The sequence below is a fragment of the Bradyrhizobium sp. RT6a genome, from assembly GCF_040547675.1.
Taxonomy (GTDB): domain Bacteria; phylum Pseudomonadota; class Alphaproteobacteria; order Rhizobiales; family Xanthobacteraceae; genus Bradyrhizobium.
The window spans coordinates 1,418,763-1,434,097 of record NZ_JBEPQC010000001.1 but is presented as its reverse complement, the minus strand read 5'-3'; the positions used below and the strand labels follow the sequence as shown (position 1 = coordinate 1,434,097).

General features: G+C 63.8%; 15 protein-coding genes. 11 read left to right on the top strand and 4 right to left on the bottom strand.

The genetic code is table 11. From position 1 onward, the window contains the following. The first annotated feature begins 90 nt into the window (after positions 1 to 90). A complete protein-coding gene (locus ABIC03_RS06820; protein WP_354056573.1) occupies positions 91 to 504 on the top strand; it encodes a hypothetical protein in 414 nt (137 codons plus the stop codon). A 40-nt stretch (positions 505 to 544) separates the two neighbouring features. On the opposite strand, the gene ABIC03_RS06815 is transcribed toward ABIC03_RS06820, so the two are convergent. Next, positions 545 to 1,228, bottom strand: coding sequence for a GntR family transcriptional regulator (locus ABIC03_RS06815; RefSeq protein WP_354056571.1), 684 nt, complete (start codon positions 1,226 to 1,228; stop codon positions 545 to 547). A gap of 177 nt (positions 1,229 to 1,405) precedes the next feature. Here ABIC03_RS06815 and ABIC03_RS06810 point away from each other — a divergent pair, with 177 nt between their 5' ends. The 4 genes from ABIC03_RS06810 to ABIC03_RS06795 all read left to right on the top strand — a co-directional run bounded on the left by ABIC03_RS06810 (position 1,406) and on the right by ABIC03_RS06795 (position 6,265). Then, positions 1,406 to 3,115 carry an IlvD/Edd family dehydratase gene (locus ABIC03_RS06810; RefSeq protein ID WP_354056569.1) on the top strand — a complete coding sequence of 570 codons (1,710 nt, stop codon included), beginning with the start codon at positions 1,406 to 1,408 and terminating at the stop codon, positions 3,113 to 3,115. Positions 3,116 to 3,199: 84 nt separating this feature from the next. Beyond that, the gene (locus tag ABIC03_RS06805; RefSeq protein ID WP_354056567.1) at positions 3,200 to 4,195 is read left to right on the top strand and encodes a TRAP transporter substrate-binding protein; all 996 of its coding nucleotides are present in this window, start codon (positions 3,200 to 3,202) and stop codon (positions 4,193 to 4,195) included. 151 nt (positions 4,196 to 4,346) lie between these two features. Continuing rightward, positions 4,347 to 4,928: a TRAP transporter small permease gene (locus ABIC03_RS06800; protein WP_354056565.1), complete on the top strand. Its 582-nt coding sequence runs from the start codon at positions 4,347 to 4,349 to the stop codon at positions 4,926 to 4,928. After that, positions 4,925 to 6,265 (top strand): TRAP transporter large permease, encoded by a 1,341-nt coding sequence (locus ABIC03_RS06795; protein WP_354056563.1) that lies wholly within the window; start codon positions 4,925 to 4,927, stop codon positions 6,263 to 6,265. The genes ABIC03_RS06800 and ABIC03_RS06795 overlap by 4 nt, the downstream gene beginning before the upstream one ends. A 3-nt stretch (positions 6,266 to 6,268) precedes the next feature. On the opposite strand, the gene ABIC03_RS06790 is transcribed toward ABIC03_RS06795, so the two are convergent. Then, a complete protein-coding gene (locus ABIC03_RS06790) occupies positions 6,269 to 7,063 on the bottom strand; it encodes an enoyl-CoA hydratase/isomerase family protein (protein WP_354056561.1) in 795 nt (264 codons plus the stop codon). 227 nt (positions 7,064 to 7,290) lie between these two features. On the opposite strand from ABIC03_RS06790, the gene ABIC03_RS06785 reads away from it, so the two are divergent. Then, on the top strand, positions 7,291 to 8,511 hold the full coding sequence (locus tag ABIC03_RS06785) for an NAD(P)/FAD-dependent oxidoreductase (protein ID WP_354056559.1): 1,221 nt from the start codon (positions 7,291 to 7,293) through the stop codon (positions 8,509 to 8,511). Here the strand turns inward: ABIC03_RS06785 and ABIC03_RS06780 are convergent, their stop codons facing one another. Together ABIC03_RS06780 and ABIC03_RS06775 are read right to left on the bottom strand one after the other, a co-directional pair. Then, positions 8,512 to 9,429, bottom strand: a complete 918-nt coding sequence (locus ABIC03_RS06780; RefSeq protein ID WP_354056558.1) for a ribokinase — start codon at positions 9,427 to 9,429, stop codon at positions 8,512 to 8,514. Positions 9,430 to 9,447: 18 nt separating this feature from the next. Continuing rightward, complete coding sequence (locus tag ABIC03_RS06775) at positions 9,448 to 10,341, bottom strand: sugar kinase (protein ID WP_275170469.1); 894 nt, start codon at positions 10,339 to 10,341, stop codon at positions 9,448 to 9,450. A gap of 209 nt (positions 10,342 to 10,550) precedes the next feature. On the opposite strand from ABIC03_RS06775, the gene ABIC03_RS06770 reads away from it, so the two are divergent. From ABIC03_RS06770 to ABIC03_RS06750, 5 genes are all read left to right on the top strand, one after another. After that, complete coding sequence (locus ABIC03_RS06770) at positions 10,551 to 11,399, top strand: VOC family protein (protein WP_275170470.1); 849 nt, start codon at positions 10,551 to 10,553, stop codon at positions 11,397 to 11,399. 204 nt (positions 11,400 to 11,603) lie between these two features. Then, positions 11,604 to 12,311, top strand: a complete 708-nt coding sequence (locus ABIC03_RS06765) for a TetR family transcriptional regulator (RefSeq protein ID WP_354056555.1) — start codon at positions 11,604 to 11,606, stop codon at positions 12,309 to 12,311. 305 nt (positions 12,312 to 12,616) lie between these two features. Beyond that, the gene (locus ABIC03_RS06760) at positions 12,617 to 13,426 is read left to right on the top strand and encodes an ABC transporter permease (protein WP_007593901.1); all 810 of its coding nucleotides are present in this window, start codon (positions 12,617 to 12,619) and stop codon (positions 13,424 to 13,426) included. A 63-nt stretch (positions 13,427 to 13,489) separates the two neighbouring features. Next, on the top strand, positions 13,490 to 14,482 hold the full coding sequence (locus tag ABIC03_RS06755) for an ABC transporter substrate-binding protein (RefSeq protein WP_354056553.1): 993 nt from the start codon (positions 13,490 to 13,492) through the stop codon (positions 14,480 to 14,482). A gap of 14 nt (positions 14,483 to 14,496) precedes the next feature. Continuing rightward, positions 14,497 to 15,327: an ABC transporter ATP-binding protein gene (locus ABIC03_RS06750; protein WP_275170473.1), complete on the top strand. Its 831-nt coding sequence runs from the start codon at positions 14,497 to 14,499 to the stop codon at positions 15,325 to 15,327. Positions 15,328 to 15,335 lie beyond the last annotated feature (8 nt).

The window sequence follows — 15,335 nt, the reverse complement described above, 5'->3', positions numbered from 1 at the left end:
GCCTTCGGCATTTGGTTCTCGATCGGCGCGATCGCATTCGGCAACCGGTGCCTCGACTACGGTTCGATTGCGGCAGCGCGAGTCAGGACAATGAAAATCAAATTGCCAGCCGTCGTACTGCTCGCGTTGATCATGTCGGGCCCGGCGCGAGCCGCGATGCTCAGCGACGCCGAGGCGATGTTTCTCGACCAGCTTGTCACCGCGTCCGCGGTGCTCGAACAACGATGCGTCGGCTACGAGGTCAATGGCGCCGGCAGTGTCCAGCTCGGCGCCCGACTTCTCGGCAGCACGGATGCCGCGATGGCGATGATCGACGCCTATGCGGCGGCCATCAAGGCCCGCGATGGCGAGACCTCTGATCCCAGCAAATCCCGCCTCGAGGTGTCCGACGCGGCCGTCAAAGCGTTCAGGCGTGTTCGTGGAGACTTGATCAGAGACCCGAAAGGCGCCTGCGCTGCCTATGGCGATACCAGCGTGGAGCGCGGCCTGCTGAGACGATATTGAGCGCCCGTTTTGACTTGCCACGGGCGGATGGACAAAAGCGCTAGCGCTCAGCCTCACCCGCAATCCGCGCCAGATAGTCCATCTTGCTGAATCGCATATGATCGACACAGAGCTGGGCCAGCGCCCAGCTGTCGCGGCCTTTCAACAGCTCGATCATCAGCTCGTGCTGGCGCCGTGATTGCGCGAGGCCGTCTCGGTCGGCGAGGTTCTTGGCGCGCATCGGCAGCGTGAGGTTCATGTAGTCCTGGAGCGAGCGCACCAGATAGGGATTGCCGCAGGCCGAGAACAGAGCGAGGTGGAAGGCATCGTTGGCCTCGTGGATGCCGCGCAGGTCCTGCAAATCCGCTCTCGCGCAATATTGCCGCTGTAATGCGGAGAGCTCGTCGATCAGGCCTTGCTGTGCGGGCAGGGAGATCATCAGCGCCGCCTGTCGCGTCAGCATCTCACGCACCTCGTAGATCTGCCGCACCTCTTCGGCCGAATAGAAACGCACGGTGGCGCCGACATTCTTCTCGCGGCGGACGATGCCGCGGCGCTCCGCATCCACCAGCGCCTGGCGCACGAAGTGCCGCGAGGTGCCGTAAGCCGACATCAGCGCGTCCTCGGTCAGGCGCGCGCCGGGCGCGAGGCGGCCGAAGATGATGTCCTCCTCGAGCCGCGCGACGATGTCGTCCGGATCGTCGCGCCGGATCGTGATGGCGTCTGCGGTGTGAGTGTCGGACATGCCCTCGGCCTTCCGGCGCGTGGCCGGTCCGTCCTGTGGAGCAGGGAAGGCTCGGATTGTCAATAATCTAGTCATTTTACCAGTGCGGCGGTCCGGAAAGTGGCAGGTTTGGCGTCTGCCTTATTGACAATCAAGGGGCAGGATGTACGACAATGACCCGGTCATGGGAGTGGTGTGATGACGAGTGGGTTGCGCAAAGGGCTGACGAGCTATGGCGATGCCGGCTTCTCGCTGTTCCTGCGCAAGGCGTTCATCAAGGCCATGGGCTATTCCGATGACGCGCTGGAGCGCCCGATCGTCGGCATCACCAACACCTACAGCGACTACAATCCTTGCCACGGCAACGTCCCGCAGATCATCGAGGCCGCCAAGCGCGGCGTGATGCTGTCGGGCGCGATGCCGTTCGTGTTCCCGACGATCTCGATCGCGGAGAGCTTTGCGCATCCGACCTCGATGTATCTGCGCAATCTGATGGCGATGGATACCGAGGAAATGATCCGCGCGCAGCCGATGGATTCGGTGATCGTGATCGGCGGCTGCGACAAGACACTGCCGGCGCAGGTGATGGCCGCGATCAGCGCCGACCTGCCGACGGTGGTCATTCCCGTTGGCCCCATGGTGGTTGGTCATCACAAGGGCGAGGTGCTGGGTGCCTGCACCGACTGCCGCCGTCTCTGGGGCAAGTATCGCGCTGGCGAAATGGATGATGTCGAGATCGAGGCGGTCAACGGCCGTCTCGCGCCGTCGGTCGGCACCTGCATGGTGATGGGTACCGCCTCGACCATGGCCTGCATGATCGAGGCCATGGGCCTGTCGCTGCCGATGAGCGCGACGATCCCCGCGCCGCATGCGGAACGCTTTCGGCTTGCCGAAGCGAGCGGCAGGGTGGCCGCCGAGATGGCCAAGACCAAGGGTCCGAAGCCGAGCGAATTGCTGACGCCGGCATCTTTTAGAAATGCCCAGGTCGTGCTCCAGGCGATCGGCGGCTCGACCAACGGCCTGATTCATTTGACCGCGATGGCACATCGCTCGCCGCACCGGCTCGACCTCGGGGTGTTCGACCAGATCGGCCGCGAGGTGCCGGTGCTGATCGATCTCAAGCCGTCCGGCGAGCATTACATGGAGCATTTCCATCACGCTGGCGGCGTGCCGAAACTGCTGGCGCAGCTGGGCGATCTCATCGATCTCGATGCGAAGACGATCACGGGCGAGAGCCTGCGCGATGTCGCGGCGAATGCGGAAGACGTGCCCGGCCAGGACGCGATCCGCCCGCGCGACAATCCGATCAAGAAGGAAGGCGGCCTCGCCGTCCTGCACGGTAACCTCGCTCCGCGCGGCGCGGTCATCAAGCAATCCGCCGCGAGCCCAAAGCTGCTGCAACACACGGGCCGTGCGGTGGTGTTCGAATCCGTCGAGGATATGACGCTCCGGGTTGACGATCCCGATCTCGACGTTACCGCCGACGATGTGCTGGTGCTGCGCAATGCCGGGCCGAAGGGCGCGCCCGGCATGCCCGAGGCGGGCTATCTGCCGATCCCGAAGAAGCTCGCACGTGGCGGTACCAAGGACATGGTGCGCATTTCCGATGCGCGCATGAGCGGCACCGCGTTCGGCACCATCGTGCTGCACATTACGCCGGAATCCGCCATCGGCGGGCCGCTGGCGCTGGTGAAGAACGGCGACATGATCCGGCTCGACGTCGCCCAGCGCAGCATCGAGCTTCTCGTCGATGCTTCCGAGCTGGAACGGCGGCGTACGGCATTGAAACCCGCGGCTGCGCCGGACGAGGCGCGGCGCGGCTATGCCTGGCTGTTCAACGAGACCATCATGCAGGCCGACGAGGGCTGCGATTTCGATTTCATGCAGAGAACTGGGAAGAAAGACTGAGCAGAAAACTAAGAGAGGGTGACCAATCACCCGGAAGCGTAGCCCAGACCGCATAAGCGGCGGGCGTTAAAACAGGGGGAAACGATGATTGCACGATCCATGCTTGGGCTGGCGGCAACGGCCGCGATCCTGTTCGTCACGGGCGCATCGGCGCAGGAGGTGAAGCATTATCGCTTCGCCTACGACCAGCCGCGCAACACCGGCTATTCCATCGCGGGCGACCTCTTTGCCGAAAAGCTCAAGGAATTGAGCAAAGGCACCATGATCATCGACCAGTATCCGGGCGCGCAGCTCGGGCAGGAGCCGCAGGTGCTCCAGCTCGTGAAAGCCGGCGACGTCGAATTTGCGATCATCTCCTCGGCGAACACGGCGACGATCTCGCCGCAAGCGGGCGTGATGTCGTTGCACTTCCTGTTCCGCGACGAGAACCACGTGGTCAAGGGCTTGGCCGATCAAAAAGTGTTTGACGCGCTCAAGACCATGATCGACGAGACCACGCAGGGCCTGCATGTGATCGCGACCGGGTCGCAGGGCGTGCGCCACATGTACTCCAAGAAGGAGATCCACAATGTCGGCGACATCAAGGGCCTGAAGATCAGGGTGCAGGCGACCGCGACCGAGGACACCATGTTCCCGGCCTACGGCGCCCAGACCGTGCACATGCCGTTCGGCAGCGTCTACACGAGCTTGCAGACCGGCGTCGTCGACGTCGCCGAGAACAGCATCAACGTCTACCTCGTCAACAAGCACTACGAGGTCGCGCCGGTCCTGAACATCACCGAGCACGAGGCCAACAACGCGCTGGTGTTCATCTCCGACAAGCTCTGGCAGAGCCTGTCGGCCGAGCAGAAAGGTTGGGTGCAGGCGGCGGGGAACGAGGTCAGCTCCAAGGAGCCGCAGAAGGCCTTCGACCTCGAACGCACCGCGGCAGAGAAGTTGAAGAAGATGGGCGTGAAGATCGTCGACAACGTCGACAAGAAGACCTTCACGGCGGTCGCCGATCCCTATCTCGACAAGCTCGCCAAGGAGCTCGGCCCGCACGCCGAGAAGATCAAGGATTTGATCCGCTCGATTAATTAGGCCCCCCGGGAATGTCCGTGCCTCCACGAGTCGTCCCGGCGAAGGCCGGGACCCATACGCCGCGGCGAAGCTTGGGGCAGGATAGCCGCCAGCTTGCTTTGACCACACGCAGCTGGGGGTATGGGTCCCGGCCTTCGCCGGGACGACATTAATGACCATCGCCGACAAACTGCTGGTGCAGCGCCAACGTCACCTCAAATGGCGCGGGCTTGACTGGCTCGAGCTTGCGCTGATGATCCTCTGCGGCGTGCTCTGCTTCGGCTTCTCGCTGTCGGTGACCGCCGACATCGTCACCCGCACCATCGGCCATCCCTGGTTGTGGCTCCAGGAAGTGACCTCGACGTTGTTCGTCTACGCCATCTTCGTCGGGACGGCGGCTGCGACCCGGCGCAACGACCATCTCTATCTCACCGCGATCTCCGAGGCGATGCACGGCACGCCGCGTCTGATCGTCGAGATCATCATCCGGATCGTGGTGCTCGGCGTCGCCTTCTGCCTGATCTGGTACGGCTATCAGAACTATCTTCGCGGCTTCGGCAGTTTTCGCCTGCCGTCGGGCACGCCGATCGCCTCGCTCTACGCGATCATTCCGCTGTCGGGCGTGCTGGTCGGTCTTTTCACCATCGAGCAGCTCGTCAACGGTCTGCGCAACGGCTTTGACCATCCCGAGCCGCTGGAGGAGGACGATGGGGCTCCTGTCATCAGCGACGTACAGATGAGGGCGCAGCCGTGAGTGCACCCATTGTTCTGGCCTTGATGACGGTCTGCTTCCTCTCTTTCGGCTATCTCGGCGTGCCCGTGCCGTTCTCGCTATTGGCCGGCGTCTTCATCGGCGCGCTGCTGTCGGACGTCTCGCTCGCCGCAATCATCCAGAAGGTGTTTGACGGCGTCGATTCCGAGGCACTGCTGGCGATCCCGTTCTTCCTGCTAGTCGGCGAGCTCATGAGCTCGGCCAATGTGGTGGTTCGAATAGCCAATCTCTCGGTGTCCCTCGTTGGCCACATCAGAGGTGGCCTGTCGCAGGTCGTGGTCGTCTTCAGCATGTTCTTCTCGGAAATGTCGGGTTCGACCACTGCCGATGTCGCGGTGATGAGCCGCGCGCTGGGCGGCCCGATGAAGCGCGAGGGCTACGAGCCCGCCTTCATCGCCGCCATCATCGCATCCGCCTCGACGATTGCGGCGCTGGTGCCGCCGAGCATCACCGCTGTGGTCTATGGCGCCGTCGGCAACGTCTCGATCGCCGGCCTGTTCATGGCAGGCGTCGTGCCGGGCCTGATGATCGGCTTCGGATTGATGATCTACTGCTATTTCTTCGGCCCGTCCGGCCTGCGCAAGCCGCGCGCCCCGCTGCGGCAGGTGGTGTTTGCGGCCGGCGATGCGGCGCTACCGCTGATGATTCCTGTGATCCTGTTAGGAGGCATTCTGACCGGCTGGTTCACGCCGACGGAAGCCGGTGTCGTGGCCGTGGTCTGGATCGTCGTCGTCGTGATTCCCGCGCTCAACCGCGGGCACATCAGCAAGATCCCATACGATTTCTGCCTCGCGGGCCTGATCTTCTCGCTGCCGTTGATCACGATCGGCGCCGCCAATGCGTTCGGCTGGATGCTCGCCTATTTGCGCGGTGCGAGCTACATCGCCGAAGTCATCACGTCGCTCGCCGGCAACGATCCGCATCTGATCATGCTGTTGATGGTGCTGCTGTTCACGATCGTCGGCGATTTCATCGAGCCGGTGCCGACCATCATCATCTTCATGCCGCTGGTCAACACGCTGACGGAAGCCGGTGACATCAACGCCGTGCATATGGGCGTGGTGCTGATCGCAACGCTGGCCTTCGGCCTGATCACGCCGCCTTACGGGCTGGTGCTGCTGATGGCCTCGAAATTCGTCGGCGTCAGTTTCGCAAAGGCGTTGCGCGCCGCGTTGCCGATCTATCTGGTGTTCCTCGGGACGATCGCGTCCGCGATCTACTTCCCGAGCGTGGTGCTGTGGCTGCCGCGGCAGGTGCTCCCCGAGTCGGTCGGCTGCTTCAAGTCGCCCGCAGGGACGGGGTATATCTGTCCGCAGTGAGAGCTACTTGCTCTTGCTGGTGAATTTCTTGACGGCGGCGCGAAACTCCTCAGTGTTCATCGCCATGATGATCTTGTGCTCCTCGGCGTCGAGCTGCTGCTTCACCGGCGTCGTGGCGGCCTGGTAGACCAGCGACTTGGTGCCCGCGATCGCGGCGGGCGGGTTCTGCGCCAGCCGCTCGGCGAGGGTTCGCGTTGCCGCCTTCAGCTCGGCGGCGGGAACGATCTTCGTAACCAAGCCCCATTCATGGGCCTGCTGCGCGGTAAAATTGTCCTCGGCCAGGAAAATCTGGAGCGCGCGGCGGGAGCCGACCGTGTTAACGATGCCGACCGTGGATCCGCCATCCGGCGACACCCCGATCTTGGCGTAGGCCGGCGTGAATTTGGCATCCTCCGCAGCGATGCAGAGATCGGTGACGAAAGCGAGGCCCATGCCGGCGCCGGCCGCCGAGCCGTGCACGCTGGACAGCGAGATCTTCGGCATGCGCCGGATGATCTCGATGAAGGCATGATAGTGCTTCAACAGCTCGCCGACGACAGGCGTCACCGTATTGGCTTCAGCCGCCGCACCGATCGTCTGCAGATCGCCGCCAGCCGAGAAGGCGCGGCCTTCGCCTTCGAGGACCACGACCCTGACGTCGTCGGCGCCCTCGATGCAAGCCGCGATCTGTTCGAGCTTTTGCGCAATCGCCAGGTTGATCGAGTTGAACGCGGCGGGCCGGTTCAGCGTGATGGTGGCAATCGGGCCATCGATCCGCAGCAAGGCTGGATCGTCGGGCTGGGAGACGGGAGCGGTCATTGGAAAATCCCCGGCATGAGGTCTGAGCTCGAACTAAATCGCAGAAGGCGAGGGGTGACAATCCCCGCTTGGTGCTCTTGCGCAAGCAGGAACGATAGGCTCAAATGGGCCCGCCTTCGCCAAAGGGACGGACACGAGCGCCGGCTCCTCCTGAGCAAGCAAGCCAAAATCAGCGCGAGAGGAGATGACATGGGTGACGCTCGTGTCTTGCGGAAATGGGCTGTCCGATGACGGATGGTCCGGTGGTCATTATCGGTGCCGGCCATGGCGGCTATCAGGTCGCGGCATCGCTGCGTCAGGCAGGCTTTTCCGCTCCCATCTGCCTGATCAATGACGAGGCGCATCTGCCCTATCAGCGGCCGCCGCTGTCCAAGGCCTATATCAAGGGCGCGGCCGGGCCGGAGAGCCTGATGTTCCGGCCGGAGAAATTCTACCAGGACCAAACCATCGAGCTCGTCGCGGGCCGCGCGGTGTCGATCGACCGGGCCGGGCGCAAGGTGCTGCTCGCCTCGGGCAGGACGCTGCCCTATGGCCACCTCGTGCTGGCGACCGGCGCGCGCAACCGGCTGCTCGATCTGCCCAATGCGAACCTTCCCGACGTGAAATATTTGCGCATCCTCGACGAGAGCGAGGCGCTGCGAAACATCATCCCGTCGAAGACGCGGGTGGTGGTGATCGGGGCCGGCTTCATCGGCCTCGAATTCGCGTCCACCGCGCGCATCAAGGGCCTCGAGGTCGATGTGCTCGAACTCGCCCCGCGCGTGATGGCGCGCGCGGTGACGGCGGAGGTCTCGGAGTATTTTCAGGCGCGGCATCGCGAGGCCGGGATCCGCATTCACCTCGGCGTACAGGCAACGTCCATCGAGGCGGAAGACGGCAAGGTCACCGGCGTCTCCCTGAGCGACGGAAGGCATCTGCCGGCCGATCTCGTCGTGGTCGGCGTCGGCGTGCTGCCGAACATCGAGCTTGCGGCGGAGGCGGGGCTGCCTGTCGCGGCCGGTATCATCGTCGACGAATATCTCGCGACGGCCGATCCTGATATCTCGGCGATCGGCGATTGCGCGCTGTTCAATAGCCCGCGCTTCGGCGGATCGCAGCGCCTGGAATCGGTGCAGAATGCCACCGATCACGCGCGCTGCCTCGCGGCGCGCCTGACCGGCGACCGCAAGGCCTATGACAGCCATCCCTGGTTCTGGAGCGATCAGGGCGAGGATAAGCTCCAGATCGCGGGCCTTACCACCGGCTACGATCGCGTCGTGCTGCGCGGCGACCCCGCCAAGAAGGCGTTCTCGGCGTTCTGCTACAAGGGCGACAGTCTGCTCGGCATCGAATCCATCAACCGTGCCGGCGACCACATGTTCGGCCGCCGCCTGTTCGGCCTGGATCGCTCGATCACCCCGGCGCAGGCCGCCGACGAAAGTTTTGACCTGAAGAGCGCGCTGGCGTGATCAGCCGGCATTGAGGACGGCGATCACTTCCGCGGCGGTCGGCATCGACGGTCCCGCGCCCATGCGCTGCACGGAGATCGAGGCGGCGGCATTGGCGAAGGCGAGTGCGGCGCGCAAGTCGACGCCCTCGGCGAGTTGCGCCGCGAGCGCTCCCACAAAACAATCGCCTGCGCCTGTGGTGTCGACTGCCTTCACCACGCGGCCTTGCACCGAAATCTCCTCGCGTCCGGCGAGCACCAGCACGCCGCGCTTGCCAATGGTCACGCAGATGGTCTGGTCCTCGCGCATCTGAAGTTTTCGCGCGACGTCGAGGATCCGGGCAGCCGCGTCACTGTCGGACAACTCCACGCCGGCCAGGAGGCCGAGCTCGGTCTCGTTCAGCACGAGGATGTCGACCAGCGCGAGCAATTCGCTCGACATGTTTTGTGCCGGGGCCGGATTGAGCAACGTCGTGGCGCCCGCGTCGCGAGCCCGCCGGAAGAACGCGGCGATCGTCGGCCGCGGGATCTCGAATTGGCTGACCGCGACATCGCCCTTCGCCAGCGGAACGGCCGCGATATCGTCGATGCCGACCAGCGCATTGCTGCCGGGAATGACGACGATGGTGTTGTCGGCCTCCGCCACCGTGATGATGGCCGTGCCGGTGTGCGCCTCGGCCGTCTCGCGGATGGAGCCGAGATCGATGCCTTGCGCGCCGAGGAACGTCCTCAGCTCACCGCCGAACGAATCCTTGCCCAGCCGGCCGATCAGCGTGGTCCGCGCGCCAAGTCGTGACGCCGCGACCGCCTGGTTGGCGCCCTTGCCACCCGGAAAATACAGCACCTGCTTGCCGGCGACGGTCTCGCCGATCTTCGGATGGCGATCGGCTGTCGCCACCACATCCATGTTGATGCTGCCGGCGACGAAGACGCGCCCCATGAGAGACCTCGGCGAACGCTAGACCCTGACCTCGAACTCGTGCCTGACCTTGGCGATGTCGACAAGCGTCGGCAGGCCGGCTTCGTTGCCAAGACGCTGTATCTTGAAGGTCGAGGCTGCGCGGGCAAAATCAAAATGCTCGCGCCAGCTTTTACCGGGATGGGCGAGATAGGAATAGACATAGGCGCCGTGGAAGACGTCGCCGGCGCCGTTGGTGTCGATCACGCGCTCGCGCGGAATCGGCATCGCCGGCATCACCTGCACCGTTCCGGTCTCGTCGTACCAGAGCAGGCCCTTTTCGCCCATGGTGATGCCGCCGATCTTGCAGCCGCGGCTCTTAAGGTAATCGAGCATCTTTTCAGGCGTCAGATCCATCTGCTCGCACAGGCGCTCGGCGACGATGGCGACGTCGATGAATTCCAATAGCTCATGCGTGTTGGTACGCAGGCCGCCGCCGTCGAGCGAGGTCAGAATGCCGGCCTCGCGGCAGACTTTTGCGTAGTGGATCGCGGCATCGGGCTGATGGCCGTCGACATGCAGCGCGCGGCAGCCGCCGAGATTGAGCATCGGGAATGGATGGATGTGGTCGTCGTCGCGGCAGCGGACGATGGCGCGCTTGCCGTCCTTTGGCATGATGAAGGACAGCGAGGACTGGTTGACTTTCCGTCCATGCAGCGAGATCGCGTATTTCGCGCACATGTCCATGAACATGCGGCCGAGCCAGTCATTGGCCGCGGTGGCGATGAGATCGGGCACGATGCCGAGCTTGGCGCAGCAGAACGCCGCGGTCACCGCATTGCCGCCAAAGGAAACCGCGTAGTCGGAGGCCACGTGCTTCTCGTCGCCGCTCGGCATGTGGTCGGTGATGAAGACGACGTCGATATAGGTCTGTCCGATGAAGAGAGCCTGCATTGCTTGTCCGTGATGCGCTTTGTGGTCCCGGCCGGCGCGCTTACTGTAACACCGGTTCCGCCGAGGGACCGCTGAAATTATTCGCAAAACCGCCGCTCGAAGCGCTTGAGGTCGGCATGCGGCCGGAATACGACCATCACCGGGCAATGCCAAGTCCGGACAAACGCCGTCTCTCGGTCCACGGTTCCGGGCCATCAACAGGGGGAAACATGATCACCGGCCTCGATCACGTCGTCGCACTGGTCAGGGATATCGGTGCGGCCAGGGCGGCCTATCAGACGCTGCTCGGGCGCGCGCCGGCCTGGCAGAACTCGGGCGAGGGCGCCGACCGGGTGCTGTTCACTCTTGCGAACATGACGATCGAATTGATGGCGCCGAACGGCTTCAGCGTGACCGCCGACCGCATGCGCGCGCTGCTCGGCGACCAGGAAGGCGTGCTCGCCAGCCTGTGCTTTCGTGTCGCGGACATGAGCAGGATGCACCGGCGGCTGGAGCGGGTGGCGCTCAAGCCGGATCCGGTTGCGGAGGTCGAAAGCAGCGACGCGGAGAGCGGCGCGATCCTGCACTGGAAGCGGACGCGCGCCGCGACGGAGCTCACGCGCGGCGTGCGCATGTTCTTCCTCGAACTGGCTGATGAGCGTCCGCTCTCGCCGGCGACCGATATCGGGCCGATCGATGCACTCGACCACGTCGTGATCACCACCGAGGATTCCGATCGCGCCGCCGCGCTCTATGGTGCGCGGCTCGGGCTCGATCTGGCGCTCGACCGCTCGCACCAGGATTGGGGCCAGCTGATGTTCTTCCGCTGCGGCGATCTCGTCGTTGAGGTGGTGCGCCGCCCCGTCGCGGGCGGCGATTCCCTGCATGACCGCCTCTGGGGCCTCAGCTGGCGGGTGACCGACATCGACGCCACGCGCGCGCGCCTGATCGCCGCCGGTCTCGAGGTCAGCGAAGTGCGCAACGGCCGCAAGCCGGGCACGCGGATCATGACGGTCAGGAACGGCACCTGCGGCATCCAGACGGTCCTGCTGGAGCGCTCGCCGAAGCCGGTGGAGTGAAGTTCAGTCTCTCCCAGCGTCCTTGCGAGGAGCTCTTGCGACGAAAGCAATCCAGACTGTCTCCGTGGTGGCAGTCTGGATTGCCTCGCGGAGCCTGTCATCGGGCCGCGCTCTGCGCGGACCCGTTGGCTCGCAATGACGAAACTATGCGGCGGGCCGCGCGCGTGTTACATCTGTCCTGACATCACCCAGCGAGCAACCGGTTTGGCGAAGGCAAAGCGAACTCTGAAATGGCAGCGCGATCCCGAGGGGATGCGGCTGCGCATTCTCGAAGCCGCCAAGCAGGAATTCTCTGCCCATGGGCTTGCCGGCGCGCGCGTCGACCGGATTGCGGCCAACGCCGGCGCCAACAAGCGGATGCTCTATTATCACGTCGGCAACAAGGATGAGCTCTATCTCGCGGTGCTCGAAGGCGCCTACGACAAGATCCGCAGCGAGGAGCGCGGGCTCGATCTCGAGCATCTCGACCCGCCCGAAGCGATCCGCCGCCTGATCGAGTTCACCTGGAATTACTTCCTGCGCAATCCCGAATTCCTGTCGTTGCTCCAGACCGAGAATCTCGCGCGCGCAAAGCACCTGAAGCGCTCGACCAAGGTCAAGTCGATGCACTCGCCCTTCGTCGAGATGATCGGCACCGTGGTGCGGCGCGGTGTCTCCGGCGGCGACTTCAAGGTCGCGGTCGATCCTGTCCAGCTCTACATCTCGATCGCGGGACTCTGCTTCTTCTATCTCTCGAACTCGGCGACGCTCAGCGTGATCTTCGGTCGCGATTTGCTGGCCAAGGACGCCAAGGACGAGCGGCTGGACCACATGGTCGGCCTCGTGCTGGCAGCGCTGACGGGGCGCTCCGCAGCGTTGCTAGATGCGACGAAGGCGCCGAAGTCGCGCGTCGTGGTGGCTCAGGCGGTTTAAGGCTGTCGCTTCGTTTCGCGCGATGACAACTGTTGAGGCGGGATAGTCTCTCCATCGTCGTCCTGGCGAAAGCCAGGACCCATACCGCGTGATTTATCAATCTCGCCTGGTGCCAGTCCCGAACGACCAGCCTTCGCCAAACTTGACCCTGTGGTTATGGGTCCTGGCTTTCGCCAGGACGACACTGGGGGCCCGGTCTTCAATCCAGCCGGAACCCCGCACAAAACGTCGCAGGAAAACCGCTGGACAGTATTTACCCAACGGGTTAATTTCTCGGCAACGAACAAGACTGCCGGGAGTGAGACGTGGCTGAGCTGAAGCCGCAGAGTGCGGTGTCCAAGATGCTGAACGCGGCCTGGATCCGGCCGTTTTTGTTCCTGGTGTTCATCGTCGTGGCCTGGGATCTCGCGATCCGGCTGTTCAAGATTCCCGCCTACCAGATCCCGTCGCCGGGCGATGTCATTGCGGTGCTGCGTACCGATTGGCCGGAACTGCTGCGCCAGTCCTGGCCGACGACCTATGCGACCGTCTGCGGCTTCGCGCTCTCGGCGCTTTTTGGTATCCCCATCGCGATGCTGATCGCGGGCTCCAAGACAGTAGAGAGCTACGTCTATCCGCTGCTGGTGTTCTCGCAATCCGTGCCGAAGATTGCGATCGCGCCGCTGTTCGTGGTGTGGTTCGGCTTCGGCATCATTCCCAAGGTGATCTCGGCGTTTCTGCTCGGCTTCTTTCCGGTGGTGGTCTCCGCCGTGCAGGGCTTCAAGTCGGTCGATCCGGATATGGTCGATCTCGCCCGAGCCATGCAGGGCAGCCGCTTCCAGGTGTTTTGTGCGGTGAACCTGCCGCATGCGCTACCAGCCATCTTCTCCGGCCTCAAAGTGTCGGTGACGCTCGCCGTGGTCGGCGCCGTCGTCGGCGAGTTCGTCGGCTCCAATTCCGGCATCGGCTATGTGATGCAACGCTCAATCGGAACCTTCGACCTGCCGACGATGTTCGCAGCGCTCGTGATCCTCGCGCTGCTCGGCGTCATCCTGTTCTGGATCGTGGACCGGATCGAGAAGCTGGTCATTCCCTGGCATGTCAGCCAGCGCGAGGACGTGATTTTCGCCTCTTAACAACAACCAAAGCAACGAGCGGCCGCCAAACGGCCGACGCAACAGCGACAAGGGAGAGTGATGATGAAGCGATGGATAGGAGCTGTCTCGGCGGCGCTGATGGTGTTTGCGGCCATGCCGGCGCAAGCGGCCGACAAGGTCGTGCTGATGCTCAACTGGTATGTCTATGGCGAGCACGCGCCGTTCTATTACGGCAAGGCCAAGGGCATCTACGCGGCCGAGGGCATCGACCTCGAGATCCAGGAAGGCCGCGGCTCGGCGGCGACCACGCAGGCGGTGGCCGCCAAGACCGCCGATTTCGGCTATGTCGACGTGCCCACCATGATGCGCGCCGCGATCAAGGGCGCGCCGGTGGTTGCGACCGGCGTGCTGCTCCAGACCAGCCCGATGTCCGCGATGGGTTTTGCCGACAAGAACATCAGGAAGCCCGAGGATATCAAGGGCAAGACGGTCGCGATCACGCCGGCCGATTCCATGACGCAGATCTGGCCGCTGTTCCTGAAGAAGACCGGTCTCAAGGAGAGCGACTTCCAGACCGTTGCCGGCGATGGCCAGACCAAGCTCAACGCGGTCATCAACGGCCAGGCCGATCTCTTGCTCGGCTACGTCATGGACCAGTCGATGAAGATCAAGGACGCCACCGGCAAGGACGTCTACCCGATCAAGTTCGCCGACTACGGCATCAACATGGTTTCCTCCGGCATCATCGCCAACACTGATTATGTGAAAGCCAATGCCGACCTCGTCCGCCGCTTCATGTCGGCGACGACCAAGGCGGTCGAGGCCGCCGAGAAGGAGCCGAAGGCGGCAGCGCAGTCGATCCTGGATGCCAACCCGAAGGGCGGCAAGATCGATACGCTGACGCAGGGTTTTGAGCTGACCATTCCGCTCTACCGCACCGCGGAGACCAAGACCAAGCGGCCGTTCCAGGTCACCGATCAGAACATGACTGATACGGTCAACCTGATGGTCGAATATGGCGGGCTGGATGCCAAGGCCAAGGAGAACCCGAAGGCGTTCTACTCCAACGACTATCTGCCGAAGAGCGGCTCGTGAAAGCTGCGGCGAACATGAGTGAAACCCTGCAGCCAGCCGCGCATCTGAGACTGGTGAGCGACCGGGCTGCCGGCGACGCGTCGGGCATCAAACTGTCCGGCGTGTCGAAGACCTATCGGACGCGCGACGGCGATGTGCCGTCGTTGCGGCCGCTCGATTTCCACATCAACGACGGCGAATTCTTCGTCGTGGTCGGCCCATCCGGCTGCGGCAAGTCCACGCTGCTCAAGCTGATCTCGGGATTGCTGCCGCCGACGACGGGCGAGATCCTGGTCGAGGGCGAGAAGGTGACGGCGCCGCACGGCAATGTCGGCATCGTGTTCCAGAACGCGCTGCTGCTGCCATGGCGCAACATCCTGTCTAACGTCATGCTGCCGATCGACATGAAGCGGCTGCCGCGGCAGACATATCTCGACCGCGCCAAGGCACTGTTGAAGATGGTCGGGCTCGAAGGATTCGAGAAGAAGCTGCCGTGGCAGCTCTCCGGCGGCATGCAGCAGCGCGCCTCGATCTGCCGCGCCCTGGTGCATGATCCCCGGATCATGCTGATGGACGAGCCGTTCGGCGCGCTCGATGCGCTGACGCGCGAGCGCATGAATGTCGAGCTGATGCGGATCCAGCGCGAAACCCGGAAGACGGTTCTGCTGATCACGCATTCGATCCCCGAGGCCGTATTCCTCGCGGATCGCGTGCTGGTGATGACCGAGCGCCCCGGTGCGGTCGCCGCGATCTACGACGTGCCGCTGCCGCGGCCCCGTTCGCTGGACGTGATGGCGGATCCAGTTTTCACCGAGCTCGTGCAGCGGATACGCAAGCATTTTTTCTCGCAAGGGGCGCTGGACTAGGACGGATG

Bases quoted from the DNA above. Each gene is read 5' to 3' on its own strand.
- ABIC03_RS06755 (WP_354056553.1), top strand. From the start codon at position 13,490: ATGAAGCGATGGATAGGAGCTGTCTCGGCGGCGCTGATGGTGTTTGCG.
- ABIC03_RS06815 (WP_354056571.1), bottom strand. From the start codon at position 1,228: ATGTCCGACACTCACACCGCAGACGCCATCACGATCCGGCGCGACGAT.
- ABIC03_RS06820 (WP_354056573.1), top strand. From the start codon at position 91: ATGAAAATCAAATTGCCAGCCGTCGTACTGCTCGCGTTGATCATGTCG.
- ABIC03_RS06790 (WP_354056561.1), bottom strand. From the start codon at position 7,063: ATGACCGCTCCCGTCTCCCAGCCCGACGATCCAGCCTTGCTGCGGATC.
- ABIC03_RS06805 (WP_354056567.1), top strand. From the start codon at position 3,200: ATGATTGCACGATCCATGCTTGGGCTGGCGGCAACGGCCGCGATCCTG.
- ABIC03_RS06775 (WP_275170469.1), bottom strand. From the start codon at position 10,341: ATGCAGGCTCTCTTCATCGGACAGACCTATATCGACGTCGTCTTCATC.
- ABIC03_RS06800 (WP_354056565.1), top strand. From the start codon at position 4,347: ATGACCATCGCCGACAAACTGCTGGTGCAGCGCCAACGTCACCTCAAA.
- ABIC03_RS06770 (WP_275170470.1), top strand. From the start codon at position 10,551: ATGATCACCGGCCTCGATCACGTCGTCGCACTGGTCAGGGATATCGGT.
- ABIC03_RS06810 (WP_354056569.1), top strand. From the start codon at position 1,406: ATGACGAGTGGGTTGCGCAAAGGGCTGACGAGCTATGGCGATGCCGGC.
- ABIC03_RS06750 (WP_275170473.1), top strand. From the start codon at position 14,497: ATGAGTGAAACCCTGCAGCCAGCCGCGCATCTGAGACTGGTGAGCGAC.
- ABIC03_RS06785 (WP_354056559.1), top strand. From the start codon at position 7,291: ATGACGGATGGTCCGGTGGTCATTATCGGTGCCGGCCATGGCGGCTAT.
- ABIC03_RS06780 (WP_354056558.1), bottom strand. From the start codon at position 9,429: ATGGGGCGCGTCTTCGTCGCCGGCAGCATCAACATGGATGTGGTGGCG.